The organism is Rhodococcus sp. H29-C3 (assembly GCF_030063405.1).
Lineage (GTDB): Bacteria > Actinomycetota > Actinomycetes > Mycobacteriales > Mycobacteriaceae > Rhodococcoides.
The window spans coordinates 212,625-238,682 of sequence record NZ_JASITC010000006.1 but is presented as its reverse complement, the minus strand read 5'-3'; the positions used below and the strand labels follow the sequence as shown (position 1 = coordinate 238,682).

Genomic DNA, 26,058 nt, shown 5'->3' with positions numbered 1-26,058 from the left:
GGGGCTTTGTTGTGTGTAGGCGAGCAAGCGGATTCACGGTAGGCCGCGCACAACGGCACTGTTGTCTTCGTGGGCTGACGTTTTCAGCGCAACCGTTCCGCTTGCCTCATCCTCGTGCCAAGAGGATGACCTCTTCTTCGGTCGGTGGACTCTTCGGGTGATACGACAGGCACAGCCTGGTTTTGGTGCGCACGAACGAGGATTCCTCGACCGCTGCATAGAACTCGCCGGCGGGAAGTTTGCCGATGTCGGGGATTGTGCCGCCCTTGACCCGCGCAACTTCCTTGGCAGCTTCGATTTGTACCGGTGCGTTGAGGCGACCGTAGAACTGTGTGCCACAGTTTCCCGGGATCTTGTTGTTGAGACCCTTCGGTGCCTGGGTCGCGAAGACCATCCCCAATCCGTACTTCCTGGCCTGTGACACCAGCGCAAGAGTGCTGTGGAGGCAGATCGTCGTTCGGTCGGATGGGGCGAAGTTCTGGGCCTCGTCGAGCACGAACAATCCACCGAGAGGCCTATCGCCGGCCGGGTTCTTCTTGATCCATGCGAACAGCGCCATCTGCAGCTGATTGACGAAGTTCTCCTTTTGCGATGCCGTCGTCAGCCCTGACATGTTGATGACCGAGATTCGTGCGCCTTTGCCTGTGCTGGGAGTGAGCAGCATCCCCGGATCCGCCGATGATCCCGCACCGCCGAACAAGGGATCGGTGGTCGTGGACGCTTTCAAGTTCTCTGCGAGGTCGGCAGCAATCTTCACACCGTTCTTGAGGGTGCTGGCGCCGTCCGGGAAGTTCTCGAGGAGGTCGATGAAATCGTCCAGGTTTCCCTGGGAACGGTGGCCGAAGTCGACCAGCGCTTGACGAAGTACTGCCATCATCTGTCGACTTTTGGCCGTTCCGCCTACTGCCATTGCCTGCGGAGCCAACGACGACAAGGCACTCTCCACAGCGGAGTCGAACTCGTCGGGATCGTCGATGACCTCCGCGAAATTCGGTAAAGGCTGAAAGCTCAACGCTCGACCGGCACTACGGCGAGGTGTCCATACGACCACCTCACTGTTGGAGAAGTAGTCCGAGGCCTTGGCTTCGTCGTCGCCCGTCCAAGTGCGAGCATCGCTGGGCCACTCGACGCCCAGTCTCGACAGGTCGTTGTTGGGATCGAGCACGATTGCCGAGACGCCTTTGAGTGCGCACTCCTCGAGAAGGCGACGGATGAGAACCGTTTTGCCGGAACCGGAACCGGCGAAGATGGCGGTGTGCTTACGCAGTGTCTCCAGTTCGACACTGACCTCGGGACCACCTTCTGTCGGTGTTCCCAGCGGGATCGCGGTGTCCGAGAGCGGCTGTGCTGGTGGCCCCGGCACGGCCGGTGCCGGAGTCTGTTGTCCGGTTCGCGCGGCGGTGGCTGGGAACAGTCCGGGATCGGTAGCCGGTGGGCGAACCACGGTGTTCGCTCCCGCTGCTTCGTCGAGAACCGGTGTCGTCGGAAGTACGTCGCGGAACAGGGCGATCTTGTGAGCGGGCTGTCTGGCAACCAGCCACGCCTGCAGGTTCTCGTCCTTCTCGGAGGCGAGGGCTTTCAACGCGGACAGTGCGAGCACATCGCTTTCGGTGAACGAGACGACGATCCCGCCCGCATCCTCGAATGCTTGCACCGTTTTTGCGGTCTTGGGCCCACTCGGCCATGGCGCAGACCGGAGGATCACCAGTCGTCGCTTGTCGGTTCCCTGCGTCAATCCAGCAGCAGTGCATGCCTTTTGGATCCTGTTTTGGACGGAGATCGGATGGGTAGCGGCAATCGCGCGGAATCCCCAGTGCTCTTGGTCGTCCGTGACGTCGTCCAGGATTCGCCGTATCCGCCCATGGAGGGACGGTTTGCGCCCGGGTTCGGCGTCGCGCGTGAATTTGTGCTCTACCGTTCCAGTTTCGGTGATCCAGGCATCGAGTCCAGCACCGAAAAGTGAGGGCGCCGTGTCGTCCTCGTCGTCGGCGTCGAGTGCCGAGAGATCGGCTACGGCGAGCAGCTCCGCGAATCGGGCATCGAGTTTTGCGAAATCGCCTGGGGGAGGAGGTGGCGTTGCCGGCGGCGTGACGGCTGGGTTCAGGGTTTCAAGTTCGGTGATGTCGTTGTTGCGTAGGCAATTTTGGATGTGGTCATCCACGGTGCGCAGCAGTGTCCGCGGATTGTAGAGATTCACATCGTCGAATGCTTCGGGCGCGATGGGCCACGTCGGATGTGGAGGAGTGAATCCAGCCTCTTCGTATCGGGCGGCGAAGCGTTTGGCGACGATTTCGACGCCGATCTCTCTCGTCGGAATCTGATGCAGCGATTCGGCTACGTGGAAGCGGTCTTTGACCGACTCGACCGTGTTGTCAGCGATGAAAGTCCAAGCGCTGGGTAGTAGTGAAATGACCGCTACGGTACGGACCAGGTTCTGCCGCAACCCCATCAGGCCGTGAGCTATGTTGTCGAGCTGGGTGCCCTGTTCTGTAGTGAAGACTCCTTTCGGATCGCTCTGCATGCGCGACTGCGCGATGAGGGTGTCGATCTGATCGACAGCGACGACAGTGGGAGCGCTCAGCGAAAGCAGCCACGAAATATCGACGGCCACTTGCTGTGAGGTCAGCACGGCATTGGGCAGACCCCAGTACGTCCGCTGTTCGTGGTCGAGTGCATCGTTCGACCGTAGGAACGCGTCGCCCAGATCCTGCAGGTCGAAGTCAGCGCTCGCTGCCAATACCAGTGCCCGCAGTGTGTGACGTGCTTGTTTGAGGTCCGGGTACTTGCGACGCAGTCGATCGATGAACTTCGATATCAAATCGGGGCTGACGGTGCGCTCGCCCTGCAGAGCCCGGCATTCCATGCGACCCAGTCCGACGTCGGTTCCGAGATCCCAGAGAAGCTTCTCGAGCTGGCTGTCGAAACCTGGTGTGGGCCTCTCGATGTCGGTGAGTATTCCGTGGAGGACGGAGTCCCAGAAAACTTTCTCGTCGAGCAATTCGATCAGGAAGAAGTATCCGCCGGCGCTTTGAACCTTGTCACGAACCTGGCCCAACATGTGAGTTTTTCCCGACCCGGCGGCGCCCTGGATCACCACTCCCAATGGCTTCGAGGTCGATCGCTTGTCGGCTTCGTCGAACGATCGCATGACGCTGCTCAGTGAATTCTCGTTCATTCCACCGACGTGAAGTTCGTTGGTGCGCCAGACGTCGTCGGGAGTGGGGGCCCAGGTCAGTTGAATGGAGGAGAGTGCTGCGTACTGCTCGGCGTCCAAAGTCATCAGCGGTCGATCTTCATCATGTGACGTGACTGGCCGCCGATATGGAGTGCTGCTGTGCGGTCGTCTTCGGTCAAGGTCGCCTGGTTGGCTTCGGGGATCAGGTTGATCTCCTGGGCGCGGTAGAGCGAAGTCAGAGCCGCGTCCAGCGCCGATCGATCCAAGGTCGGCAGAGCTCCGCGAAGTCGCGTCAGCGAGACCCATGCACGCGGCTCACTGGCAAGATGGCGATAACTGTTGCGAACCAGGCTTTCGGGATCGATGCTGGCGTGCTTCTGGGTCGTGCCCGCTGTAGCGGGCAGGAACACCTCGTTGGGTTCGATCCCGACGCGATCGAAGTATCGCCGCATTGCGCGCAGCAGTGTGTACAAAGTCTTGCCGCCACTGCGGCTCGCCTGTGACGGGGTGGGAGCGCCGAACTCTTGGCTTCCGCGGGCCCATCCCGTGTCCGTGAGGTCGACAACTATTCCGCGGCCGACCTTCTCGACCCCGATCAGTTCGGCCCCGAGCAGTTTCTCCCGTGACTTCGCGCTCAGTTCGGAGCCGAGGGTTCTCAGCTCTGTGAGCTTCAGTGGCCGAGATTCCGCCATCAATACGAGCAGTGTTGTCCGTTCGACGAATGTCAGCTCGGTTGTCACTGGTGTGATCCTTCTTTCGTGGCAGTAAGTGTGTTCGGATCTGAGTCTCGGATGATGCGGTGGCGGTACAGCGCAGCCTGTATCTCGTCGACAACCTGCCATACGTCTGCATGTACTCGCTCGTTGGGAATCCGCAGGACCTCGAAGCCCACGGCACGAAGAATCTCGTCACGCTTGTCGTCCTTGGCTTTACTCCATACGGACCGATGTTCGTGACCGTCCAACTCGACGGCGAACAAGTCTTCGAGCCACACGATGTCGAGGAAGTACTTCTGCGCGATGTCGTTGTATTGGAAAGGGTGATTGAGTCGCCGATTCGTGGCCCACGAACGCTTGGAAAGCTCTCGGTCGACGCTCTTCTCGACGTCGCTGCCCGGGTGAGGCCTTCCAGCGACAGCCCAATACTCGACATCGGGCCTCGTTCGAGAGCGCTGGCCGGTGTCTTCCACTTCGAGTAGTTCCCGTGGCAACGTCACGAACACGCTGGACAGTCGGTCGACGGTGGGCACTGGATTGTCGACGAGCCATACGGCGAACCCGCGGGCGGCCAGCCACTCCGACGCAGCCGCGAGGGCGCGCTGCTGCATCGATGACAGCTCGTCCGAACCCAACAGAAGCGCGACCTGCGCACGTTGCCAACTGGCACCGAGGATGCCGGCCAACCCTTCCGCCACCTCGGCGTCGGAGAACTGATGTCCCATTACATCGTTGCCGAGGGATCGTTCGGCGAGATCCGCCAGGAACGGGCCGTAGTGATCGCTCGTCGCGGCCAGCCGGCGTGCGTGGATCCGAACCGCCGCGAAATCCAGCGAGCTGCGACCGGTGATCGACGATGCGTCGGGCAACCACGCAGGGAACAGTTCGATCGCGATCGTAGTCAGCGCCGAGAGCACCTGCTCGATCACAGCTGCCTGACGGTCCCTCGGCTCGACATGAACGCGAATCAAGGCAGCGGCCGTGTCCGACAGATCCTCGAGCGCGACCGCGATCGCATCTCCGGGTGCGCCCACGAGGCAGACGGCTCGATCGAGGGGGAGACCCCACGTGTCGACGTGTCCAATTGTCATGCCATAGTCACCGGTTCGCTCCTGCGCTGCCCATACACATCGAGAAACCATACCGGTGGTCCGTTTCTCTTCTCGCATCCAGTTGCCTCTTTCGGGTTCACCGATTTGGACTCCTTCGGCTGTTTCCCCTACACTTGACCGGTTGCCTGAGGCAGCAGTGTGTCTTCGTGCCACTGCCGTCCTGGCAGCCGACCGCGCGCGTCGGGACGGAAATCCGGCGCGTAAGCAAATCCAGGTCTAGGAGAAGTTAGTGATTCAGCAGGAGTCGCGAGTACGCGTCGCTGACAACACGGGCGCGAAGGAAATCCTTTGCATCCGCGTTCTCGGTGGCTCGTCACGTCGCTACGCCGGAATCGGCGACATCATCGTAGCTACGGTGAAAGATGCCATTCCCGGTGGAAACATCAAAAAGGGCGAGATCGTCAAGGCCGTCATCGTCCGCACCGTCAAGGAGCGCCGCCGTCCGGATGGCTCGTACATCCGTTTCGACGAGAACGCTGCCGTGCTGATCAAGCCGGACAACGATCCCCGTGGAACCCGCATCTTCGGCCCGGTCGGCCGCGAGCTGCGCGAGAAGAAGTTCATGAAGATCGTTTCGCTCGCCCCGGAGGTGCTGTAAATGAAGGTGCACAAGGGCGACACCGTTCTCGTGATCGCAGGCAAGGACAAGGGCGCGAAGGGCAAGGTCATTCAGTCCTACCCGGACAATGACAAGGTTCTCGTCGAGGGCGTCAACCGCATCAAGAAGCACACTGCGGTCTCTTCCAACCAGCGTGGCGCGTCTTCGGGCGGCATCGTCACACAGGAAGGCCCGATCCACGTATCGAACGTTGCAGTAGTCGATTCGGACGGAAACCCGACGCGTGTGGGTTACCGGACCGACGAGGAGACCGGCAAGCGCGTTCGGATTTCCCGGAAAAACGGGAAGGACATCTGAGATGACTACCACTGAGAACACCGCGGGCGTACAGCCCCGCCTCAAGGCGCGCTACCGCGCCGAGATCAAAGACGCCCTGAACACCGAGTTTGCATACGAGAACGTCATGCAGATCCCCGGTGTCGTCAAGGTCGTCGTCAACATGGGCGTCGGCGACGCCGCCCGTGACGCCAAGCTGATCAACGGTGCAGTTGCCGACCTGGCAGCGATCACCGGTCAGAAGCCGGAGATCCGCAAGGCTCGCAAGTCAATTGCTCAGTTCAAGCTCCGCGAAGGCATGCCCATCGGCGCCCGCGTCACACTTCGTGGCGACCGCATGTGGGAATTCCTGGACCGGTTGACCTCCATTGCCCTTCCCCGTATCAGGGACTTCCGCGGCCTCTCCGGCACGCAGTTCGACGGCAACGGAAACTACACGTTCGGCCTCAACGAGCAGTCGATGTTCCATGAGATCGACGTGGACCAGATCGATCGTCCGCGCGGCATGGACATCACCGTGGTGACCACCGCAACCAACAACGAAGAAGGCCGTGCGTTGCTCAAGCACCTCGGCTTCCCGTTCAAGGAGAACTGAGTCCATGGCGAAAAAGGCATTGGTCAACAAGGCCAACAAGAAGCCGAAGTTCGCGGTGCAAGGTTACACACGTTGCAACCGCTGCGGCCGTCCCCGCGCAGTATTCCGCAAGTTCGGCCTGTGCCGAATTTGTGTCCGCGAAATGGCACATGCAGGAGAACTTCCCGGCGTTCGCAAGAGCTCCTGGTGATCTGAGGCCCTCGGGCCTCGTTCGACCACGTCGATGGGTGTGGGTTCCGTTCCAGGAACCCACACCCATTTTCTGTTTACCCAGTAGTAGGCATATCCGGGACCGTAGCATCGAGTGACACGTCGGCTCGATTTGGAATTGGAAGCTCACGTGTCTACACTTAACCGGTTGCCCGGGTCCCGTCGTGTCTGCACACGGCCCGAGCAGCTCGAGTTTCCAGCATGTTGCTAGAGACACTCGGCAGTGCATGTGCGCGCATCTGATGTGCCATCGATTCGTGCATTGCCGGGAGCGCAACCCCTGACCGGCAACAGTCGGTCAGGACATGTTCACTTCGCTGTAGGCCCACGATGTGACGAGTCAGGCCCTGTTCGGGGCACCAGCTCGCGCGTGCTGCATGGGAACCGCTACGAGAAAGGTGCACAGGTCACACCATGACGATGACCGATCCAATTGCAGACTTCTTGACCCGTCTGCGCAACGCCAATTCGGCGTACCACGACGAGGTGAAGCTTCCCCACTCGAAGTTGAAGGCGAATATCGCCGACATCCTCAAGCGCGAGGGCTACATCGCAGATTTCCGCACTGAGGACGCCGAGGTGGGCAAGACCCTCATCGTCGACCTCAAATACGGACCCAGCCGCGAGCGCAGCCTCGCAGGCATCCGTCGTATCTCGAAGCCCGGTCTTCGCGTATACGCAAAATCCACCAATCTGCCCAAGGTTCTCGGCGGCCTGGGCGTGGCGATCATCTCCACGTCCACAGGCTTGCTTACGGAGCGTCAGGCGGCCAAGCAGGGTGTGGGCGGAGAAGTCCTCGCCTACGTCTGGTAGGGGAGGCCACCACCATGTCACGTATTGGAAAATTGCCGGTCACGGTCCCCGCGGGCGTTGACATCACGATCGACGGGCAGAACATCGCGGTCAAGGGCCCCAAGGGTGCCCTCGAGTTGACGATCGCCGAACCCATCCAGATTGCCCGTTCGGAAGATGGCACTCTCGCTGTCACCCGTCCGGACGACGAGCGTCGTAGTCGCTCGCTGCATGGCCTTTCGCGAACCCTCGTCGCAAACCTCATCACCGGTGTCACCAACGGTTACACCACCAAGATGGAGATCCACGGCGTCGGCTACCGCGTTGTGGTGAAGGGCAAGGACCTCGAGTTCGCGCTCGGTTACAGCCACCCCGTGCTGATCGAAGCACCTGAGGGCATCACGTTCACGGTCGAGTCGCCCACGCGATTCACCATCATCGGCATCGATAAGCAGAAGGTCGGCCAGATCGCGGCCAACGTCCGTCGTCTGCGGCGCCCCGACCCGTACAAGGGTAAGGGCATCCGCTACGAGGGTGAAGTTATCCGCCGCAAGGTCGGGAAGACGGGTAAGTGATATGAGCCAGCAAACAGCAGACAAAGCGAACGTCGTGAAGCGCACTCCGCGCGGCACGGACGTGTCGACGAAGCGTCGCCTGTCGAAGGCACGCCGTCATTTCCGCCTTCGGAAGAAGATCTCCGGAACGCCCGAGCGTCCTCGCTTGGTCGTCAACCGTTCTTCGCGTCACATTCACGTCCAGCTGGTCGACGATCTTGCGGGCCGTACGCTCGCGAGCGCCTCGAGCATCGAAGCCGACGTGCGTGCACTCGATGGCGACAAGAAGGCTGTCAGCGCCAAGGTGGGCGAGCTCATCGCCAGCCGTGCGAAGGCTGCCGGAATCGACGCTGTCGTGTTCGACCGCGGTGGAAACAGCTACAGCGGCCGCATTGCGGCTCTGGCAGAAGCGGCTCGCGAAGGCGGGTTGACGTTCTGATGATGACAATGACCGAAAACGGAAGGACAGCCTGATGCCGGGACGTCAACGGCGTGACGGCGGAAGCGGCCCCGCCGGACAGAACAGTGGCCCGAACGCAGCCGGCGGTGACAACAGCCAGCGCGGTGACAACCGCGGTGGTCGTGACCGTCGTGACAACTCGCGCGGCGGAAACGCTGCCGACAAGTCGAACTTCATCGAGCGCGTGGTTGCCATCAACCGCGTCTCCAAGGTGGTCAAGGGTGGTCGTCGCTTCAGCTTCACCGCCCTCGTCATCGTCGGAGACGGCAACGGTTTGGTCGGCGTCGGCTATGGCAAGGCCAAGGAAGTTCCTGCGGCGATCCAGAAGGGTGTCGAGGAAGCTCGCAAGAGCTTCTTCCGCGTTCCGATGATCGCTGGCACCATCACGCACCCGATTCAGGGCGAAGCTGCGGCTGGTGTCGTAATGCTGCGTCCGGCCAGCCCAGGTACCGGCGTCATCGCCGGCGGTGCAGTTCGCGCCGTCCTGGAGTGCGCTGGTATTCACGACGTGTTGTCGAAGTCGCTCGGTAGCGACAACGCCATCAACGTCGTGCACGCCACCGTCGCAGCACTCAAGGGTCTGCAGCGTCCCGAGGAAGTCGCGGCTCGCCGCGGTCTGACCCTCGAAGAGGTTGCACCCGCCGGGATGCTGCGTGCACGTGCACAGGCAGGAGCGGTCAAGTAATGGCGCAGCTCAAGGTCACCCAGATCAGAAGCACCATCGGCCAGCGCGCGACACAGCGTGACACCTTGCGGACTCTCGGACTCAAAGGCATTCGCCAGACGGTCCTCCGCGAGGACAACTCGCAAAATCGCGGTCTGGTCAACAAGGTGCGCCACCTCGTAACAGTTGAGGAGGTCTAACCATGACCATCAAACTCCATCACCTGCGCCCAGCGCCCGGATCCAAGTCGACGAAGATTCGCGTCGGCCGTGGTGAAGGCGGCAAGCGCGGTAAGACCGCAGGTCGCGGTACCAAGGGAACCGGCGCGCGCAAGAATGTGCCGGCACGCTTCGAGGGTGGGCAGATGCCTCTCCAGATGCGGCTTCCGAAGCTCAAGGGCTTCACCAACCCCAACCGCGTCGTGTTCCAGGTTGTAAACCTTCGCGACATCGAGCGGCTCTTCCCCGAGGGTGGCCAGGTCAGCGTCGCTGATCTGATTGCCAAGGGCGCAGTCCGTAAAAACGAGCCCGTCAAGGTGCTCGGCGACGGCACGATATCGGTCAAGGTCGATGTCTCCGCCAATAAGTTCACGGGTTCGGCCAAGGAAAAGATCGCCGCTGCCGGCGGTTCTGTAACCGAGGTCTAGCCACATTCGACCTTGGTCGAGTGAGCGCATCGTGTGTCGATGGCCGCAGCGACAAGCCTTCACAGGCCAACGCTGCGGCCATCGCTGCCTCACCGGTATCTCTACACTGTCCGGCAGGGTGGGGCGGCGACTGACCGATAGGTCGATTGCTGCACACTGTTAGAGTTCTAGAGTTCACGGAAGTGCTTTTCCATGCAGACGATTCCTATCGTTCGCAGTCCATGGTCGAGTGTCGCCGAGGCCGGTAACGGCACCGCAGACACCGACCACCAACGCAGTCGTGCCAGGAGGATCTTTGCTTTCCGCCTTCGTGTCGGCCCTCAGGACTCCTGACCTGAGACGGAAGATCCTTTTCACCCTCGGGTTGGTTGCCCTGTATCGCTTCGGCGCTACGCTCCCATCCCCAGGCGTGGATTACGCCAACGTCAAGGCGTGTATCGATGAGGTATCAGGCGGCGATCAAGCCGGCATCTACTCGCTGATCAACCTGTTCTCCGGTGGTGCGCTGCTACAGCTGTCCGTGTTTGCAATCGGCATCATGCCGTACATCACGGCGAGCATCATCGTGCAGTTGTTGACCGTCGTCATCCCCAAGTTCGAGGAACTCCGCAAGGAGGGCCAGTCGGGCCAAGCGAAGATGACCCAGTACACGCGTTACCTGTCGATCGCCTTGGCGATCCTGCAGGCGACCGGGCTGGTGGCTCTCGCGTCCCGCGGTCAACTACTCCAGGGCTGTCAACAGGACATCATCGCCGACCAGAGCATTTTCGGTCTGATCATCATCGTCCTCGTCATGACCGCAGGTGCTGCGGTAGTGATGTGGTTCGGCGAGGTAATCACCGAGCGCGGAGTCGGAAACGGCATGTCGCTGCTGATCTTCGCAGGCATCGCCTCGCGCATCCCGTCCGAAGGCAAGTCCATCCTGGACAGCCGCGGCGGCCTTGTGTTCGGCCTGGTGTGCGTTGCTGCACTACTCATCATCGCCGGCGTTGTGTTCGTCGAGCAGGGGCAGCGTCGAATTCCGGTGCAGTACGCCAAGCGGATGGTCGGCCGAAAGATGTACGGCGGATCATCGACGTATCTTCCGTTGAAGGTCAACCAGGCTGGTGTCATCCCGGTGATCTTCGCGTCGTCGCTGCTGTACCTGCCCAACCTGATCGCGCAGCTCACCTCTGCCAGTACGGCGACGGACCCGAGCTGGTGGCAGCGAATCATCAACGAGTACCTGGTCAACCCGGCTAATCCGGTCTACATCGCCATCTACTTCGGACTCATCGTCTTCTTCACCTATTTTTACGTCGCGATCACGTTCAATCCAGAGGAACGCGCGGATGAGATGAAGAAGTTCGGTGGTTTCATCCCGGGTATTCGACCGGGTAAGCCGACCGCCGACTACCTGAACTACGTGCTCAGCCGCATCACGTTGCCGGGTGCTATCTACCTGGGAACCATTGCCGTGCTGCCCAACCTGTTCCTCGACATCGGGAGCTCGGGCGGTGCACAAAACCTGCCGTTCGGTGGCACCGCTGTGCTGATCATGGTGAGCGTGGGTCTCGATACGGTGAAGCAGATCGAAAGTCAGCTGATGCAGCGCAACTACGAAGGGTTCCTCAAGTGAGACTTGTTCTTCTTGGTCCTCCCGGTGCCGGCAAGGGCACCCAAGCCGAGATTCTTTCCGAGAAGCTGGGTGTACCGCACATTTCGACCGGCGATCTCTTTCGCGCAAACATCGGCGAGAAGACCGCCCTCGGGATCGAGGCAAAGAAGTACCTCGACGCTGGAGATCTCGTACCGAGCGAACTGACCGTCGATATGGTTCGTAGTCGCTTGGCCGAACCAGACGCCGTCAACGGCTTTCTTCTCGACGGATTCCCGCGCTCGGTGGGGCAAGCAGAGTCACTCGTCACCATCCTCGCCGATATGGGCGCAAAGCTCGATGGCGTGTTGTCGTTCATCGTCGACGAAGACGTCGTAGTTGCTCGCATGCTCTCGCGTGGGCGCGCCGACGACAAAGAGGACGTCATCCGCAACCGGCTCAAGGTCTACCGCGATGAGACTGCGCCTCTGCTCGACTACTACAAAGATCGGATCCTTACTGTCGATGCAATCGGTGAGGTCGAAGAAGTCAGCGCACGCGCGTTGAAGGCGATAGAGGATCTCGACAACTGATGGCTTTCGGTCGTAAACGTAAGGTGGTGCCGTTTCGCAGCGCGGGCGAGTTGGACGCCATGGCTGCAGCTGGGGCGATCGTCGGTTCTGCGCTGGTAGCCGTGCGTGATGCGGCCAAGCCTGGAGTGTCGACCCTCGAATTGGACAGGGTGGCCGAGGCCGTCATTCGCGACGCCGGTGCGGTCCCTTCCTTTCTGGGATACCACGGGTTCACCGGAAGCATCTGCTCGTCCGTCAATGACCGAGTCGTGCACGGAATCCCGTCGGCCGAGGACATCCTCGTTGTCGGAGATCTGATCTCGATCGACTGCGGTGCAGTTCTCGATGGTTGGCACGGGGACTCTGCGTGGACGTTCGGTATCGGAGACATCATCGAGGCCGACGCGTTGCTCAGCGAAGCGACGCGGCTGTCGATGGAAGCTGGAATTGCGGCGATGCTCCCAGGCAATCGGCTCACCGACATTTCGCATGCTATTGAAAACGGAACACGCGCGGCGGAAAAGGCTCACGGTCGCGCTTATGGAATTGTCGACGGTTACGGCGGTCACGGCATCGGTCGTGAAATGCACATGGACCCGTTCCTGGCGAACGAGGGAGCTCCGGGCAAGGGGCCTGAGCTGGTAGTGGGGTCGACCTTGGCGATCGAGCCGATGCTCACACTCGGCACCTACGAGACCGAGATCCTGTCGGATGACTGGACAGTCGTAACAACCGACGGCTCGCGAGCAGCGCACTGGGAGCACACTGTCGCGGTCACAGACGATGGTCCCCGGATCCTGACTCTGCGCCCCTGAAACGTTTCGGCTGCGGTGTCGTAGTTCTGTCGCTCGGCGTTCGCCGAGCTGATCTCAGGTGATCGGCGTCTCGATTCCACAGCGTTCCGTGTGCGGCATATCAACGCTCATGTGGACGAATTGCCCGTCTTTCGTTCACTCGCGGTTGACCTCATTTGGCCTGGTGAGGGTTTGCCGGTAACATTGATCGACGGTGCGCCATGCGCGCCGGTTGCTCGCATGCCTACGCAAGTGGGCGAACGTTCGACCGGCCGATACTGCCAGCTCAGACGATAGAAATTGCTGCTCGCGCAATGGATGTTGCCGGTTCTGAAGGTTGAAGTCGCCGGCTTCGGCTGGGCGGCGGCGCGAGCATCACGGTAGACGAATCACATATGCAATCAACCAGGTGTACAAAGCCAGGGACGCGGAGGATATGGCAAAGAAAGACGGCGCCATCGAGGTAGAGGGCCGAGTTGTCGAACCCTTGCCCAATGCGATGTTTCGCATCGAGCTCGAGAACGGCCACAAAGTACTCGCACACATCAGTGGAAAGATGCGGCAGCACTACATCCGTATCCTTCCCGAGGATCGCGTCGTAGTGGAGCTATCTCCATATGACCTCACGCGTGGGCGCATCGTTTACCGCTACAAGTAAGAGCTTCTTCGGCCAGGTCCGGTCGAAGAGAACCATGCTCGAACGTGTCGGTTTCGTTCTTTGCGAACGGCCTGGTGCGCACGAGCTACACACAGGAGATCAACGACGTGAAGGTTCATCCAAGCGTCAAGAAGATCTGCGAAAAATGCAAGGTGATTCGCCGTAACGGGCGAGTCATGGTGATCTGCGACAACCTGCGTCACAAGCAGCGTCAGGGATAACCACCGAGCACTTCGCTTTCTGCTTGGCACATAGCTAGAAGATGACCTCCCAGCACCAACCGCGACACATGCGTCGCGGCATACCCCCGGCACGGAGGCCGGGGCCCCACTGAGTTTTAAGAAGACGGTTGCTTCGAGAAGGATCTGTTTTCGGCAGTACAGAGGCACAGGGGACGGACTGGGAGCAGACCTCCGGACACGAAAAGGATTGCCACATGGCACGTCTCGCAGGTGTGGATCTTCCGCGCGAAAAGCGCATGGAGATCGCACTGACATACATTTACGGCGTTGGCCGTACCCGTTCCAAGGAAATCCTGGTTGCGACAGGGGTCAGTCCCGACCTGCGCAGCAAGGACCTGTCCGATGAAGATCTGGGCAAGCTCCGCGAGTACATCGAGGAGTCCCTCAAGGTCGAGGGCGACCTCCGCCGCGAGGTTCAGGCCGACATTCGTCGCAAGATCGAAATCGGCTGCTACCAGGGCCTTCGCCACCGTCGTGGTCTGCCCGTCCGAGGACAGCGCACCAAGACCAATGCGCGCACCCACAAGGGCCCCAAGCGCACCATTGCCGGCAAGAAGAAGGCGAAGTAATGCCCCCTAAAGCACGCGGTACAGGTCCCAAGAAGACACAGAAGACGCGTCGGAGGGACAAGAAGAACGTCCCGCACGGATCTGCTCACATCAAGAGCACGTTCAACAACACGATCGTCTCGATCACTGACCCCGCAGGCAACGTCATCTCCTGGGCGTCCTCGGGTCACGTGGGCTTCAAGGGCTCGCGTAAGTCGACGCCGTTCGCGGCCCAGCTTGCAGCCGAAAGTGCTGCTCGCAAGGCGCAAGAACACGGTGTCAAGAAGGTCGACGTGTTCGTCAAGGGTCCAGGCTCCGGCCGTGAGACCGCTATTCGTTCGCTTCAGGCCGCAGGCCTGGAGGTCGGCACCATCTCCGATGTCACCCCCCAGCCGCACAACGGTTGCCGTCCGCCGAAGCGGCGTCGGGTCTAGCGGGAAGGAAAGGTTTAGAAAATGGCACGTTATACCGGTCCTATCACCCGCAAGTCTCGTCGTCTGCGCGTTGACCTTGTTGGAGGCGACCAGGCGTTCGAGCGTCGTCCCTACCCGCCCGGCCAGCACGGCCGTGCGCGGATCAAGGAGAGCGAGTACCTGCTCCAGCTGCAGGAGAAGCAGAAGGCTCGCTTCACCTACGGCGTCATGGAGAAGCAGTTCCGTCTCTACTACAAGGAAGCCAACCGTCGCCCCGGCAAAACCGGTGAGAACTTGTTGACAATCCTGGAGACGCGTCTCGACAACGTCGTGTACCGCGCCGGTCTGGCACGCACGCGCCGTCAGGCACGCCAGCTGGTCACACACGGTCACTTCCTTGTGAACAACAAGCGAGTGGACATCCCCAGCTACCGCGTCTCGCAGTACGACATCATCGATGTCCGCGAGAAGTCCGCGCAGACACTGCCGATCCAGATCGCTCGTGAGAGCTACGGGGATCGTCCGGTGGCCGCATGGTTGCAGGTAGTTCCGAACCGTCTTCGCATCCTCGTTCACCGGGTGCCGGAGCGCGCACAGATCGATGTGCCGCTCCAGGAGCAGCTCATCGTCGAGTTCTACTCGAAGTAAGACGCACCACGCATGTGAGCTTTCGACAAGTTCACATGCGTGTGCGTCTCCATACCTGGACGTCAAATAGCGGACGTCCGTACAGGAGGAACACACAATGCTCATTTCACAGCGCCCGACGCTGACCGAAGAGGTCATCGCCGACAACCGCTCGAAATTCGTCATCGAGCCGCTCGAGCCTGGCTTCGGTTACACACTCGGCAACTCGCTCCGTCGTACCCTGTTGTCGTCGATCCCCGGCGCTGCTGTCACCAGCATCCGTATCGACGGCGTCCTCCACGAGTTCACTACTGTTCCGGGAGTAAAGGAAGACGTCACCGACATCATCCTGAACCTCAAGGGACTCGTCGTGAGCTCCGAAGAGGACGAGCCGGTCACCATGTACGTCCGCAAGCAGGGCCCAGGCGCTGTCACCGCAGGCGACATCGTTCCTCCGGCCGGCGTCACGGTGAACAATCCGGATCTGCATATCGCGACTTTGAACGACAAAGGCAAGCTGGAGATCGAGCTCGTAGTCGAGCGCGGTCGTGGCTATGTCCCTGCCGTCCAGAACAAGGCATCAGGCGCCGAGATCGGCCGTATTCCGGTCGACTCGATCTACTCGCCCGTGCTCAAGGTCACGTACAAGGTGGAGGCCACTCGCGTCGAACAGCGCACCGACTTCGATCGGCTCGTTCTCGACGTGGAGACCAAAAACTCCATCACCGCGCGGGACGCGCTCGCTTCGGCGGGCAAGACCCTGGTTGAGCTCTTCGGCCTCGCCCGTGAGCTGAACGTCGAAGCAGAAGGAATCGAGATCGGACCCTCGCCCGCCGAGGCCGATCACATTGCATCCTTCGGACTCCCAATCGAGGATCTGGACCTCACGGTCCGTTCCTACAACTGCCTCAAGCGCGAAGGTGTTCACACCGTCGGCGAGCTGGTTGGTCGTACCGAGTCCGATCTGCTGGACATTCGTAACTTCGGACAGAAGTCCATCGACGAGGTGAAGGTCAAGCTGCACTCGCTTGGTCTTTCACTCAAGGACAGCCCCGCGTCCTTCGATCCGACGACCGTGCCCGGATACGACGCCACCACGGGTACGTGGAGCGACACCGACGCCGGATCCTTCGCTGAAAGCGAAGGCGCCGAGCAGGACTACGCCGAGACAGAACAGCTGTAACCAGCTCGCTGGAGCTCTTACTAGGAGATTCAACATGCCCAAGCCCACCAAGGGCCGCCGTCTCGGCGGGTCGGCGTCGCACCAGAAGGCCATCCTGGCCAACCTCGCGACGGCACTCTTCGAGCACGGCCGCATCACCACCACCGAGTCGAAGGCCAAGCGCCTTCGTCCCCACGCCGAGAAGCTTGTGACCCATGCAAAGCATGGCGATCTCGCTCATCGTCGTGAGGTCCTCAAGATCATCAACAACAAAGATGTCGTTCATAAGCTCTTTGCCGAGATCGGGCCGTTTTTCGCCGATCGCGACGGTGGCTACACGCGCATCATCAAGACAGTTCCCCGCAAGGGGGACAACTCGCCGATGGCCATCATCGAGCTCGTCAACGAGCAGACGGTGTCCAACGAAGCAGATCGCGCTCGTCGCGTGAAGGCTTCGCAGGTTGCTCCAGCTGCGGAGGCACCTGCCGCCGACAACGTCGTAGAGGCTGTCGAAGCCGACGCGACCGAGGCCGAGGTCGAGAACGCCGAAGCTGTAGTCGAAGGCATCGAGGACAACGACGCTCACGCGTCGGACGCCGCTGATGCCGAGGCCGTGTCGACTGAAACACAGGGCAAGAAGGACTAGTTCCCTTGACCTCATCGCACGATCGAAGCGGGCCCGCCATTCCTTCCGGGGATGGCGGGTCCGCTTCTTTGCGGTCGGCTGCTCGTCTTCGCCTGGACATTGCGTACGACGGTACGGATTTCTCCGGCTGGGCCCGACAGCCCGGCATCAGGACTGTGTGCGGAGTACTGGAAGACGCATTTTCGACCGTGCTGAGGCAGCGAATCGAGCTGACGGTCGCGGGCCGTACCGACGCCGGTGTGCACGCTTTCGGGCAAGTCGCACACTTCGATGTGGTCGGAGGAATCGACGAGCCGGAGCGTTTGGTACGCCGGATGGCGAGGTTCTTACCCACCGATGTTCGGGTGAAGGCGATCTCGGTCGTGTCGGAAGATTTCGATGCGCGCTTCTCCGCGCTTCGCCGGCACTACGAATATAGGTTCAGTACCGCTCGCTACGGAGTCGACCCACTCGAAGTGCGAGGTGTGGTGGGATGGGCGCGAGAGATCGATCTCGATGCGATCCGCGATGCATCGTCGAGGTTGTTGGGCCTGCATGATTTCGCGGCCTTCTGTAAGCGTAGGGATGGCGCCACCACCGTCCGCGAGCTCCAACGATTCGACTGGGAACGCACCGGAGAGCGCGTCAGTGCATACGTCAGTGCCGACGCGTTCTGCTGGTCCATGGTTCGCAGTCTCGTAGGAGCAATGCAGGCAGTGGGTGAAGGTCGTCGTACTCCGGAGTGGACCGAGGCGCTTCTGAATACGCGATCGCGGTCGAGTGAAGTGACAGTTGCGCCTGCACACGGACTGTCGCTGATGGCGGTCGATTATCCTGCCGAGGGTGAGCTCGTCGCGCGGAACCGGGCGACACGCGAAGTTCGCTCGGCCATCACCCAGCCTGGCGGGTGCTGTTAGCCGATCGGTCGGTTGATGGTGGGACCGGGCTACTAGACTTTCACAGTGACCATGGACCCGATCGGACTTGCCGTCGTCCTAGCCAGTGTCCGGCCAGGACGCTTCGGGCCCGTCGTTGCTGATTGGTTCTTGCGGACCGTTTCGGAGCGCAGCGACGTCGTGGCTACGAAGATCGACCTGATGGATGCAGCGCTCCCCGCGGACTTGTCGCCGTCTCCTGCAGGGGAGGCGTTCGCTGCGGCGATCGGTGCGGTCGACGCGGTGGTGGTAGTTACGCCGGAGTACAACCATGGGTATCCTTCTTCCCTCAAGACGGCACTCGATACCGTGAAGTATCAGTGGCGGGGCAAGCCCATCGGATTCGTGTCGTACGGCGGACTCGGTGGTGGACTGCGCGCAACGGAGCAACTGCGTCAGGTGGCGGCAGAGCTGCACATGGTGTCGGTCCGCGACAGTGTCGGCTTTCACCGGGTACGCGCCGCGTTCGATGAGAACGGTCATACCGACGACAGTGCTGCAGTCGATGCTGCCGGCCGTATGTTGGGCCAATTGCATTGGTGGGCAACGGCATCGAAAGTTCAATCGAAAGCGTTTCCGTATCCGGGTTGAGTGAGATCGGCAGCGCTTCGCACGCTGCGGGGCCTGCCGATGAACGCGGTTTCCTGGGAAATCGTCACGAGCGTCAGCTCGGTTTCGTTTCGACCGGCGCGAACCATGATGCGGTCACCTGCGGCGCCGGGTTGGATGATGGAAAGGTCGGGATCCGACATCGGTTCGCGAGGTGGACGTTCGGTCACGGTCATCACCGTGGTGCCGTTGGGTCGCGAGCGCGCGGGCACCACGACGGCGTCGGCGAAGTCCTGCACGAGTACGTCGAATCCTCCTGTGGCTCGGTGTGGGCCGCCGTCGATGAGTAGCCTGTCCGGCGTCGCGATCGAGTCGACGAGTGGGCCCCAAGCGTGTGGTCGATCGGACCTGATCAGAACGTGTGCGCCGGTCGACAGTGCGCGAAATACGAGTTGCTGAGCCAAGTACAGTTCGCCTGCCACCAGTACGGTGTCGATGCCTTTTCCATGTACCCGTGCTGCCACGCCATGGCCTGCAGTGTCCGACCCGAGAAGCTGGCCGCACCCGGAGATCGGAATGTCCAGGCGCTCGACACTGTCGTAAGGAAGGTCTCGGATTGGTTCTGCATGGCCACGAGCGAAGATTGCGAGTGGGAGCGACGCAATCAACGCTTCACGGTGGCGCCCGTTCATCGATACCGCGCCCGGTATGTCGGGTCGGGGAGTGGCCCCCCGGTTCACGAAACGGCATGCGCCACTGATGCGCACACGGTCGGCGCTCGAACCCGGGGTCAGGCGAAACGCGATCGTTGTCGACAGTGACGGAATTGCCCACAACTGGGTCAGGACAGTGGTATCGATGGTGCGACAGTCGAACCCGAATCCGGTGTCGATCACGCCAGGAAGTGGTGCGGATCGCCAGTTCTCGGTCAGACGGTTGGCGGCGACACCCCGACACATATGGGAAGCCGTCGACTGAATCTCGCTGCGCACCAGTATCCTCGAACTGATTCCCCTCTTTTCGAGGGCGCGAGCGACTCGTTCCGATGCGACCCACACAGCACGCGATGCCCCCAGTCGTCCGCTTCCGCGCGCGTCGATCGCATCACGATTGTGTGAGATATTCAGCGTGACGGTGACCCATACAGTGCGCGTCGCCACTGCTGGAAGCGGCCCGATCAACCGTTCGTAGACGTCGGTTGCCGGTGTACCCGACGCTGTTCGCATACCGTGAGAGACGATGTCGATGCTGCTCACGGAAATATCGTGCTGAGAAAGACACTCTGCCAGTGCGGGGAGGTCGAGTCCGGTATCGGTGGATGCTTCCGCACGGCCGAGCCTTGTCATCGCCGCACTGGGAGGGTGTAGTTCGAGAACACACGATACGGTTCCACCTCGCCAGTGAATTCCGGCTGCTCGGCCATCGTCTTCTGAATAGTCTCGTGTAACACCGGGATTCGATATCGTGCGCGATGTGTAACGAGACGCCGTGGTAGCCCAGTCGAGGACCGGTCGCCCGGCGATCACCAGAAATGGAACTGTCGTTGCGGGTGCGGCGACGGACACGATTACGGCAAGCGAGGCGTCGAACGCCACCGCGATCGCCACGCCGACAGCAAGGACCGACTCGAGTGCGACCAATCTGGCGATCCTGGGAATGCGCAGCGACACGAAGTACATCGAGGAACGCGCGGGCATCTGACGGTTGTCACCCGACCCAGAACTGCCATGAGAACGTGTTGGCGCAGACAAGATTTACTTTTCCTCCCCCCGAAGGTCACGTAGTCGAGAAGCGGAGCAGCTCGTCGACTCGTGTTCGAGACTGTACCGGGTCTTCCTGCGCGCTGCCCTCGTCAGGTGCCACGGGCACAGAGGACCTTCGCTTGGCCTAGGGGCTGTAGTCTTTCGCGCGGGAAGGGCTCGTATGGGGATCGAGCCCGCAGCGCAGCAGGGGGGTCTCGTGGCGGCAACGCCCACAACCAAGTGGCAGGTCGGCGGGTATCGATTTCTCGTCCGACGGATGGAACACGCCTTGGTGCGTCGCGATGTGCGCATGCTGCACGATCCGATGCGCTCACAATCGAGGGCTTTGGCAGTAGGCCTCGTGGTGGCGTGTCTGGGTCTGGCCGGATGCGCGGCGTTGGCATTGCTTCGGCCCCAGGACAAGATCGGCGACGCGACGATCGCGGTGGGGAAGGACTCGGGTGCAATGTTCGTCCGAGTGGATGAAGCGTTTCATCCGGTTCTGAATCTTGCCTCGGCGCGGTTGATCGTCGGTAGTCCGGACAACCCGGTGATCGTGAAGGAATCCGAGCTGGCCGCACTCGATCGGGGTTCGCTGGTGGGGATACCCGGAGCGCCGTCGAGCCTGCCACCTGAGGAGTCCGGCTCGCCGGAGTCGTGGACCGTGTGCGACACACTCGACTCCACGGGTGCCGTCGCCGGTACGACCGTAGTGGTGGGGGATCCGCACTACGACGACCGAATCGGTCCACTCGACGACGCCGAAGCCTTCCTCTGGAGCACGACGAACGGAACGTACCTGGTGTACGACGGCGTCCGAGCACGGATCGATCTGGGCGATCGCTCGGTCGTGCGCGCACTCGGGCTGGAGGGAGCGCGGCCGTCGAGTGTCAGTGACGGACTTGCGAATGCTGTTCCTGTTGTTCCAGCGATCGTGCCACCGGCGATCATGCGTGCAGGCGAGATTCCGACCTACCCGATTGCGGGGAAGACGATCGGTTCGGTCGTGAAGGTATCGGGCGTCGACGTTCGGTACTACGTCGTGTTGGAAGACGGCATCCAAGCGATCACGGAGTCGACGGCGCAGCTGATCAAGTTTGCCGATTCGCAGGGCAGCCCCGAGATCGATTCCCTGAACCCCGACGTGTTGCCTTCGGCGCCGACGGTGACGGGGCTGCCGGTCGAGATGTTTCCGCGGGTGGCCCCGAAGATCGTGGATACAGCCGCCGAACCGGTCGGATGCCTCACGTGGATTCCTCAGGCTGCCCCCGACGGTGGTCCTACTGCGCAGCTGGTCATGTCGGCAGGGCGCACTCTTCCTCTCGTCGACTCGGCGCGTCCGGTGCGACTTGCGCAGGCAGACGGGGGAGGAGTGGCGGCCGATGAGGTCTACCTCGAGCCTGGCAGTGGTGGTTTCGTGCAGACCACAGGCATCGAACCGGCGAGCGTGCGACAGGACGCGTCGTTCTTCGTTGCCGATACCGGAGTTCGGTTCGGCGTGCCCGACGTCGATGCTGTCGATGCGCTGGGTCTCGGTGTTCCTGCCCCTGCTCCGTGGCAGATCGTCCAATTATTAGGCACTGGGCCCACATTGAGTCGTGCCGCGGCACTGACTGCTCACGACGGTGTCGGGCCCGATCCCGATGCGGCGAGACTCCCGGCGGGGTGACTGCTGAGGTTTCGGCGCCGGAGTGGCATCGCGATCCCCAACCCCAGTAGGAGTACGACCCCCACGAGGATGGATCCCGTCGTAGCAACCGACCGCGGCCGAAGATCCGGCGGGTCGGGTACGACGGGCGCCTGCATCGACACCGGGTCCACCGCGGCTGCCGAAGGGATTCCATCTACCTGTGCGGTTACGGCCGCCAGTGGATCGACGATTCCGTGACCGATCAGCGGATTCCAGCCATCTGCGGGCTTGTGTGCTGTGGCCTCGATACGTTCGATTACTTGCATTGCGGTCAGCTCGGGTCGGTGAGCCCGAATCAGTGCCGCTACCGCGGAGACGAGGGGAGCAGCGAAGCTGGTGCCCTGAATAGGCACAGTATTGCCCTGCCCGTCGACCGTGCCGTTGGTCAACCCGCTGCCAGTCGGAGACAGTGAGGTCATCGAGGTACCCGGCGCTGCTACGTCCACCCAGGGTCCACCGAGGGTGAAGGCAGAGGGTCGGCCGTCCGGGTCGACCGAGCCGACGGTCAGTACCTGCTCGTCGAACCACGCAGGGGTGGCGATGGTCGCGATTCGATCCCATTGCTCGGCATCGGGATCGGCTGGATCGGGTGGAGGGTTTTGACTGCGACATTGGGCTTCACCGCTACCACCGGTGTTGCCGGCGGCCGCGACGACAACTACGTTGCGGATACGAGCGGCATAGTCGATCGCCGCGCCGAGGGGCCCGTCGGCGATCCCCCTACCGCTCGGAACGCACGCGACCTCGGAGATATTGATGACGGAAGCGCCGGAATCTGCGGCGGTACGCACGGCCTGCGCCATCGTCATGACGTTGCCATATCCGGACGCGTTGTCTGCTGGTGTCTCCGCCTCCTCGTCCTCTGCAGTTCTTTCACGTTGAAATGCGTTGCTGGACTGACGTATCGACAGGATTAGGGCGTCGGGAGCTCCACCGGCGAAACCGCTGCCCGGGACAGTCTGTGCAGCGATGAGTCCCGCCACCAAGGTTCCGTGCGCATCGCAGTCCGACAACCCGTCGCCGGCAAATACATAGTCCCCTCCCGGCCGGAGGCCGGGTAGTCGAGGGTGTGGTGAGACGCCGGTATCGATGACAGCGACTATTTGACCAGCACCACGAGTGATCGGCCACACGGCACGGAAATCGAGTACGCCCTGTGCATCGGGCACGGCGGGGCCGTCCGGGGTTGGCGAAGCGGGCACACAGAGATTTCGTTGCTCGGTGGGTTCCGGTGGCGCAGGCGGAGCCGGTTCGGGGAGTAGCGCGGGGTCGACGAACGGCCTGTCCGCGGATGCCGCTCCGCCACCGAGAAAGGACGCAGCTACGACGACCGCGACACCGATCGCACCCGTCGTCCGAGGCGTCAGCGCTTTCACAATCCGCGCATCGCCGCGTACAGGCCACAGACCCAGCAGACTATGGGAACGATCGCAGCGATCGCCGCGTACTCGACTAGTTCTCCGGTGCGCCGGAGCACCGGTGAATATTCGCGTTGGGGAACGAACGATCCGAAGAGGAGTGCGATGACAGAGACACCGATGGCAGCCGCGAAGGGTGTGATCGGTCGATCGGGAATGCCAAACACCGATGCCGTCGACACCGCGAGAACGATGAACGATCCGGCAGCAACAACAGGGACTGCATGGTCGAGTTCCGCGAAAGTGCGACCGCGAAGGACGAGTACGAACGCAGTGAGCAACGCCAGGACGACTCCTGGCCAATAGATCTCGGAAATCGGGTGGCCAACAAATGCTGAACATAGCGCCCCGGCGGTCGCGGCAGCCGAACAAGCGCAAACAAAGCCGGTCAGGTAGCTACGCGCAGTGCGTGACACGTCCTCCAGATCGTGGAAGGGATTCGAATCCGCTTCGCCCTCTCCGTCGAGCGATGCACCAGCGGTCGGCACCGGAGGCAGTGGCATTCGCGCCTGCATCATCGACATCCTCGGCGCAACGGCAAGCCCCAACAACGCCACTGCGGTGGCGCCGGCACCGACTGCGGATGGTGAAAGAGAACCGAACAGCATTACCGCAGAAGCTGAAACAGCAATGCCCGAAAGCGCAGCGATACCGGTGAACAATGCCTCGCCGTGTCCACCGAGGCGGAGGGCAAGTATCGCGACGGCTCCCGCGACCGCGGCGCCGAGCATCAGATGCGCACCGCCCAGCGCACCTGGCACGAAAAGCACACCCGAGGTGAACACCAGTGGCAGAGCGCATCCCGACAAGAAGACTCCGGTTCGCTCGTCCGAGTAGGCACGTCCGACTATCGAGCCGGCGACCAAGAACAGCAGTCCGACGAATGCAGCTGCGACACCGAGGAAGATATCCGCGGTGTAACGCGGACCTTGCGACAACGGCTCTCGAAGAAGACCGAAACAGGCAATCAGCAGTGCGACGGCGACGATACCGAACCCGACCGACTGCGCAGTCCGGGGCGTCCACAGTCGACTCTCGGTAGCTCCCGACAATGCAACGGCATGCATCAGGTCGTCGAAAAGCGGTGACGGTGCGGGAGATTCGGCATCGCCGAGGACCAGGAGTTCACCGTCGCGGACAAGCGCGTCGCTCAGTGTCCGTGTTGCCTCGAGCGGCCGTTGACCGACTCTGGAAAGAACCCACGACGCCGGCCGACGGCTCTCGGTGTCCGTAGCCTCGCCGCTCACTGCTCGGCTCCCGGCCAGATCCACGATCCCCGGGATCAGCAACGCGATCGGCACATCGGTGGGAAGGGCCATGTCCACTTGCACCGCCCGGGCAAGAATCGTCAATCGGCACAGCTCCATCGGCGCTATGGGCGCGGACGTGCCGACCGAGCGGCGACGCTCCCCACCCGTGACGCGAAGACCGGTGTGGTCGACGGGCTCGACAAGGTTCCCTGTCATCAAGTTCCCCCCGGAATTGATTACGGCAAATCACCGCTGCATTCCGCACGAATGCCGGCAGCGAGAGAGTGTACCGTCCCATTGTCGTCGAGGGTGTATCAGCTACCGCGAACGAAGCTCAGGCCTGGAGCCGAGATCAGACGGGGGCCAGTTCGCTGACATCGGCGAGGAGCTCGAACGAGCGCAACCACGACTGTCGATCCACGACGCCGGAGGCAACGATCAGCTCGTCGGCGTTCGCGTGGCGCGCGAATCCGTCCAAGTACTCACGAACTACCTCGGGCGTACCCACAGCCGAATATGTCGTCATTTGGTTGATCTGGCGTCCTTGGGGCGAATCGAGCAACATATCGGCTTCTTCGTCGGTGAACTTGCGCCCGCGGCCGAGGAGCAGGCTCACTCGGCTTCGCTTGGTGGCGAGGAATTGTCGCTGAGCGTCCTCGTCGGTATCCGCAGCGATGACGTTGAGGCCGGCGATCACGTGTGGTGCTTCCAACTGCGCCGACGGCTTGAAGTCACGTCGATAAATTGAGACGGCCTGCTCGAGTGCGTCGGGTGCGAAGTGCGAGGCGAACGCGAAAGGGAGGCCGAGTGCGGCGGCGAGCTGGGCGCCGAAAAGTGAAGAACCAAGAATGTAGAGGGGCACGTGTGTCCCCGCTCCCGGGGTAGCGCGCACTCCGGGAATCAACGATTCGTCCGACAGGTATGCCTGCAGCTCTTGCACATCTTGTGGGAATCGCTCGGCCGACGACGGGTCGCGGCGCATCGCGCGCATGGTGGCCTGGTCGCTGCCGGGTGCACGTCCGAGACCGAGATCGATCCGGTCCGGGTGCAGAGTGGCCAGCGTGCCGAACTGTTCTGCGATGGTCAGCGGGGCGTGGTTGGGCAGCATCACGCCGCCGGATCCCAACCGAATACGGCTGGTGTTCGCAGCCACGTGTCCGATCAGAACGCTGGTCGCCGACGAGGCGATCGTGGTCATGTTGTGGTGCTCGGCATACCAAATGCGTTGGTAGCCCCATTCTTCGGCTCGCTGCGCGAGCTCCACGCTGGCGTCGAAACTGTCTTTGACGCTCTCGCCTTCGCCGATGAAGGCCAAATCGAGAATCGAGAGTGGAACGGACACGGTGTACGCCTGCCTTTCGCGGAGGAGCTCGAGTGCGAAGTGACACACCGGTAAGAGTGTGAGTACTCACTTCCTCCGGTAATCAACCGTGCGCGA

30 protein-coding genes are annotated in these 26,058 nt (G+C 61.7%); 23 read left to right on the top strand and 7 right to left on the bottom strand.

Translation table 11 applies throughout. The annotated features are described in order from the left end of the window. Positions 1-106: 106 nt before the first annotated feature. From QMK32_RS16325 to QMK32_RS16315, 3 genes are read right to left on the bottom strand one after another with little or no spacing between them, the layout of a single operon-like run. Positions 107-3,280 carry a helicase HerA domain-containing protein gene (locus QMK32_RS16325; protein WP_283476109.1) on the bottom strand — a complete coding sequence of 1,058 codons (3,174 nt, stop codon included), beginning with the start codon at positions 3,278-3,280 and terminating at the stop codon, positions 107-109. After that, positions 3,280-3,915, bottom strand: a complete 636-nt coding sequence (locus QMK32_RS16320) for a hypothetical protein (protein ID WP_283476108.1) — start codon at positions 3,913-3,915, stop codon at positions 3,280-3,282. Before QMK32_RS16320 ends, QMK32_RS16325 begins: the two co-directional genes overlap by 1 nt. Beyond that, positions 3,912-4,982: a DUF559 domain-containing protein gene (locus QMK32_RS16315; protein WP_283476107.1), complete on the bottom strand. Its 1,071-nt coding sequence runs from the start codon at positions 4,980-4,982 to the stop codon at positions 3,912-3,914. Before QMK32_RS16315 ends, QMK32_RS16320 begins: the two co-directional genes overlap by 4 nt. Positions 4,983-5,232: 250 nt before the next feature. Between QMK32_RS16315 and rplN the strand changes: the two genes are divergently transcribed. The 22 genes from rplN to QMK32_RS16205 all read left to right on the top strand — a co-directional run bounded on the left by rplN (position 5,233) and on the right by QMK32_RS16205 (position 18,562). Beyond that, positions 5,233-5,601 (top strand): 50S ribosomal protein L14, encoded by a 369-nt coding sequence (rplN, locus tag QMK32_RS16310; RefSeq protein ID WP_084348479.1) that lies wholly within the window; start codon positions 5,233-5,235, stop codon positions 5,599-5,601. Then, on the top strand, positions 5,602-5,919 hold the full coding sequence (rplX, locus tag QMK32_RS16305; RefSeq protein ID WP_283476106.1) for a 50S ribosomal protein L24: 318 nt from the start codon (positions 5,602-5,604) through the stop codon (positions 5,917-5,919). Position 5,920: 1 nt separating this feature from the next. Then, on the top strand, positions 5,921-6,493 hold the full coding sequence (gene rplE, locus QMK32_RS16300) for a 50S ribosomal protein L5 (RefSeq protein WP_084348477.1): 573 nt from the start codon (positions 5,921-5,923) through the stop codon (positions 6,491-6,493). 4 nt (positions 6,494-6,497) lie between these two features. Further along, the gene (locus tag QMK32_RS16295; protein WP_084348476.1) at positions 6,498-6,683 is read left to right on the top strand and encodes a type Z 30S ribosomal protein S14; all 186 of its coding nucleotides are present in this window, start codon (positions 6,498-6,500) and stop codon (positions 6,681-6,683) included. A 434-nt stretch (positions 6,684-7,117) separates the two neighbouring features. Then, positions 7,118-7,516 carry a 30S ribosomal protein S8 gene (gene rpsH, locus QMK32_RS16290; RefSeq protein ID WP_084348475.1) on the top strand — a complete coding sequence of 133 codons (399 nt, stop codon included), beginning with the start codon at positions 7,118-7,120 and terminating at the stop codon, positions 7,514-7,516. Between the two features lie 14 nt (positions 7,517-7,530). Next, complete coding sequence (gene rplF / locus QMK32_RS16285; RefSeq protein WP_269302963.1) at positions 7,531-8,070, top strand: 50S ribosomal protein L6; 540 nt, start codon at positions 7,531-7,533, stop codon at positions 8,068-8,070. Position 8,071: 1 nt separating this feature from the next. Beyond that, positions 8,072-8,488 carry a 50S ribosomal protein L18 gene (gene rplR, locus QMK32_RS16280; RefSeq protein WP_088943008.1) on the top strand — a complete coding sequence of 139 codons (417 nt, stop codon included), beginning with the start codon at positions 8,072-8,074 and terminating at the stop codon, positions 8,486-8,488. A gap of 34 nt (positions 8,489-8,522) precedes the next feature. Next, positions 8,523-9,194 (top strand): 30S ribosomal protein S5, encoded by a 672-nt coding sequence (rpsE, locus tag QMK32_RS16275; protein ID WP_269302965.1) that lies wholly within the window; start codon positions 8,523-8,525, stop codon positions 9,192-9,194. After that, the gene (rpmD, locus tag QMK32_RS16270) at positions 9,194-9,373 is read left to right on the top strand and encodes a 50S ribosomal protein L30 (protein ID WP_084348471.1); all 180 of its coding nucleotides are present in this window, start codon (positions 9,194-9,196) and stop codon (positions 9,371-9,373) included. The genes rpsE and rpmD overlap by 1 nt, the downstream gene beginning before the upstream one ends. A gap of 2 nt (positions 9,374-9,375) precedes the next feature. Beyond that, positions 9,376-9,819 (top strand): 50S ribosomal protein L15, encoded by a 444-nt coding sequence (gene rplO, locus QMK32_RS16265; protein WP_269302968.1) that lies wholly within the window; start codon positions 9,376-9,378, stop codon positions 9,817-9,819. 295 nt (positions 9,820-10,114) lie between these two features. Further along, a complete protein-coding gene (secY, locus tag QMK32_RS16260; RefSeq protein ID WP_186627185.1) occupies positions 10,115-11,437 on the top strand; it encodes a preprotein translocase subunit SecY in 1,323 nt (440 codons plus the stop codon). Continuing rightward, on the top strand, positions 11,434-11,988 hold the full coding sequence (locus tag QMK32_RS16255) for an adenylate kinase (RefSeq protein ID WP_186627021.1): 555 nt from the start codon (positions 11,434-11,436) through the stop codon (positions 11,986-11,988). The genes secY and QMK32_RS16255 overlap by 4 nt, the downstream gene beginning before the upstream one ends. Next, positions 11,988-12,782, top strand: a complete 795-nt coding sequence (gene map / locus QMK32_RS16250) for a type I methionyl aminopeptidase (protein ID WP_283476103.1) — start codon at positions 11,988-11,990, stop codon at positions 12,780-12,782. Before QMK32_RS16255 ends, map begins: the two co-directional genes overlap by 1 nt. A 415-nt stretch (positions 12,783-13,197) precedes the next feature. Further along, entirely contained in the window at positions 13,198-13,419 is a 222-nt protein-coding gene (gene infA, locus QMK32_RS16245; RefSeq protein ID WP_005140011.1) for a translation initiation factor IF-1, read from the top strand. Positions 13,420-13,526: 107 nt separating this feature from the next. Beyond that, complete coding sequence (gene rpmJ / locus QMK32_RS16240) at positions 13,527-13,640, top strand: 50S ribosomal protein L36 (RefSeq protein ID WP_136172438.1); 114 nt, start codon at positions 13,527-13,529, stop codon at positions 13,638-13,640. Between the two features lie 215 nt (positions 13,641-13,855). Beyond that, positions 13,856-14,230: a 30S ribosomal protein S13 gene (rpsM, locus tag QMK32_RS16235; protein ID WP_283476102.1), complete on the top strand. Its 375-nt coding sequence runs from the start codon at positions 13,856-13,858 to the stop codon at positions 14,228-14,230. Continuing rightward, on the top strand, positions 14,230-14,643 hold the full coding sequence (rpsK, locus tag QMK32_RS16230; protein ID WP_084348465.1) for a 30S ribosomal protein S11: 414 nt from the start codon (positions 14,230-14,232) through the stop codon (positions 14,641-14,643). Before rpsM ends, rpsK begins: the two co-directional genes overlap by 1 nt. Positions 14,644-14,664: 21 nt before the next feature. Then, positions 14,665-15,270, top strand: coding sequence for a 30S ribosomal protein S4 (rpsD, locus tag QMK32_RS16225; protein ID WP_084348464.1), 606 nt, complete (start codon positions 14,665-14,667; stop codon positions 15,268-15,270). 97 nt (positions 15,271-15,367) lie between these two features. Further along, positions 15,368-16,432 carry a DNA-directed RNA polymerase subunit alpha gene (locus QMK32_RS16220; protein WP_084348463.1) on the top strand — a complete coding sequence of 355 codons (1,065 nt, stop codon included), beginning with the start codon at positions 15,368-15,370 and terminating at the stop codon, positions 16,430-16,432. A 34-nt stretch (positions 16,433-16,466) separates the two neighbouring features. Further along, positions 16,467-17,057 (top strand): 50S ribosomal protein L17, encoded by a 591-nt coding sequence (gene rplQ, locus QMK32_RS16215; RefSeq protein WP_269302977.1) that lies wholly within the window; start codon positions 16,467-16,469, stop codon positions 17,055-17,057. Positions 17,058-17,062: 5 nt separating this feature from the next. Continuing rightward, complete coding sequence (gene truA, locus QMK32_RS16210; RefSeq protein WP_283476098.1) at positions 17,063-17,953, top strand: tRNA pseudouridine(38-40) synthase TruA; 891 nt, start codon at positions 17,063-17,065, stop codon at positions 17,951-17,953. A 51-nt stretch (positions 17,954-18,004) separates the two neighbouring features. Further along, positions 18,005-18,562 (top strand): NADPH-dependent FMN reductase, encoded by a 558-nt coding sequence (locus tag QMK32_RS16205; protein ID WP_283476157.1) that lies wholly within the window; start codon positions 18,005-18,007, stop codon positions 18,560-18,562. Here the strand turns inward: QMK32_RS16205 and eccE are convergent. Continuing rightward, complete coding sequence (gene eccE, locus QMK32_RS16200; protein ID WP_283476097.1) at positions 18,532-20,217, bottom strand: type VII secretion protein EccE; 1,686 nt, start codon at positions 20,215-20,217, stop codon at positions 18,532-18,534. The genes QMK32_RS16205 and eccE overlap by 31 nt on opposite strands. Before the next feature lie 262 nt (positions 20,218-20,479). Between eccE and eccB the strand changes: the two genes are divergently transcribed. Next, a complete protein-coding gene (eccB, locus tag QMK32_RS16195) occupies positions 20,480-21,931 on the top strand; it encodes a type VII secretion protein EccB (RefSeq protein ID WP_283476156.1) in 1,452 nt (483 codons plus the stop codon). On the opposite strand, the gene mycP is transcribed toward eccB, so the two are convergent. From mycP to QMK32_RS16180, 3 genes are all read right to left on the bottom strand, one after another. Further along, positions 21,880-23,319 (bottom strand): type VII secretion-associated serine protease mycosin, encoded by a 1,440-nt coding sequence (gene mycP / locus QMK32_RS16190; RefSeq protein ID WP_283476154.1) that lies wholly within the window; start codon positions 23,317-23,319, stop codon positions 21,880-21,882. The two genes, eccB and mycP, sit on opposite strands and share 52 nt — an antisense overlap. A 5-nt stretch (positions 23,320-23,324) precedes the next feature. Further along, positions 23,325-24,836, bottom strand: a complete 1,512-nt coding sequence (gene eccD / locus QMK32_RS16185; RefSeq protein WP_283476096.1) for a type VII secretion integral membrane protein EccD — start codon at positions 24,834-24,836, stop codon at positions 23,325-23,327. Positions 24,837-24,972: 136 nt separating this feature from the next. After that, a complete protein-coding gene (locus tag QMK32_RS16180) occupies positions 24,973-25,962 on the bottom strand; it encodes an LLM class flavin-dependent oxidoreductase (RefSeq protein WP_283476095.1) in 990 nt (329 codons plus the stop codon). Positions 25,963-26,058 lie beyond the last annotated feature (96 nt).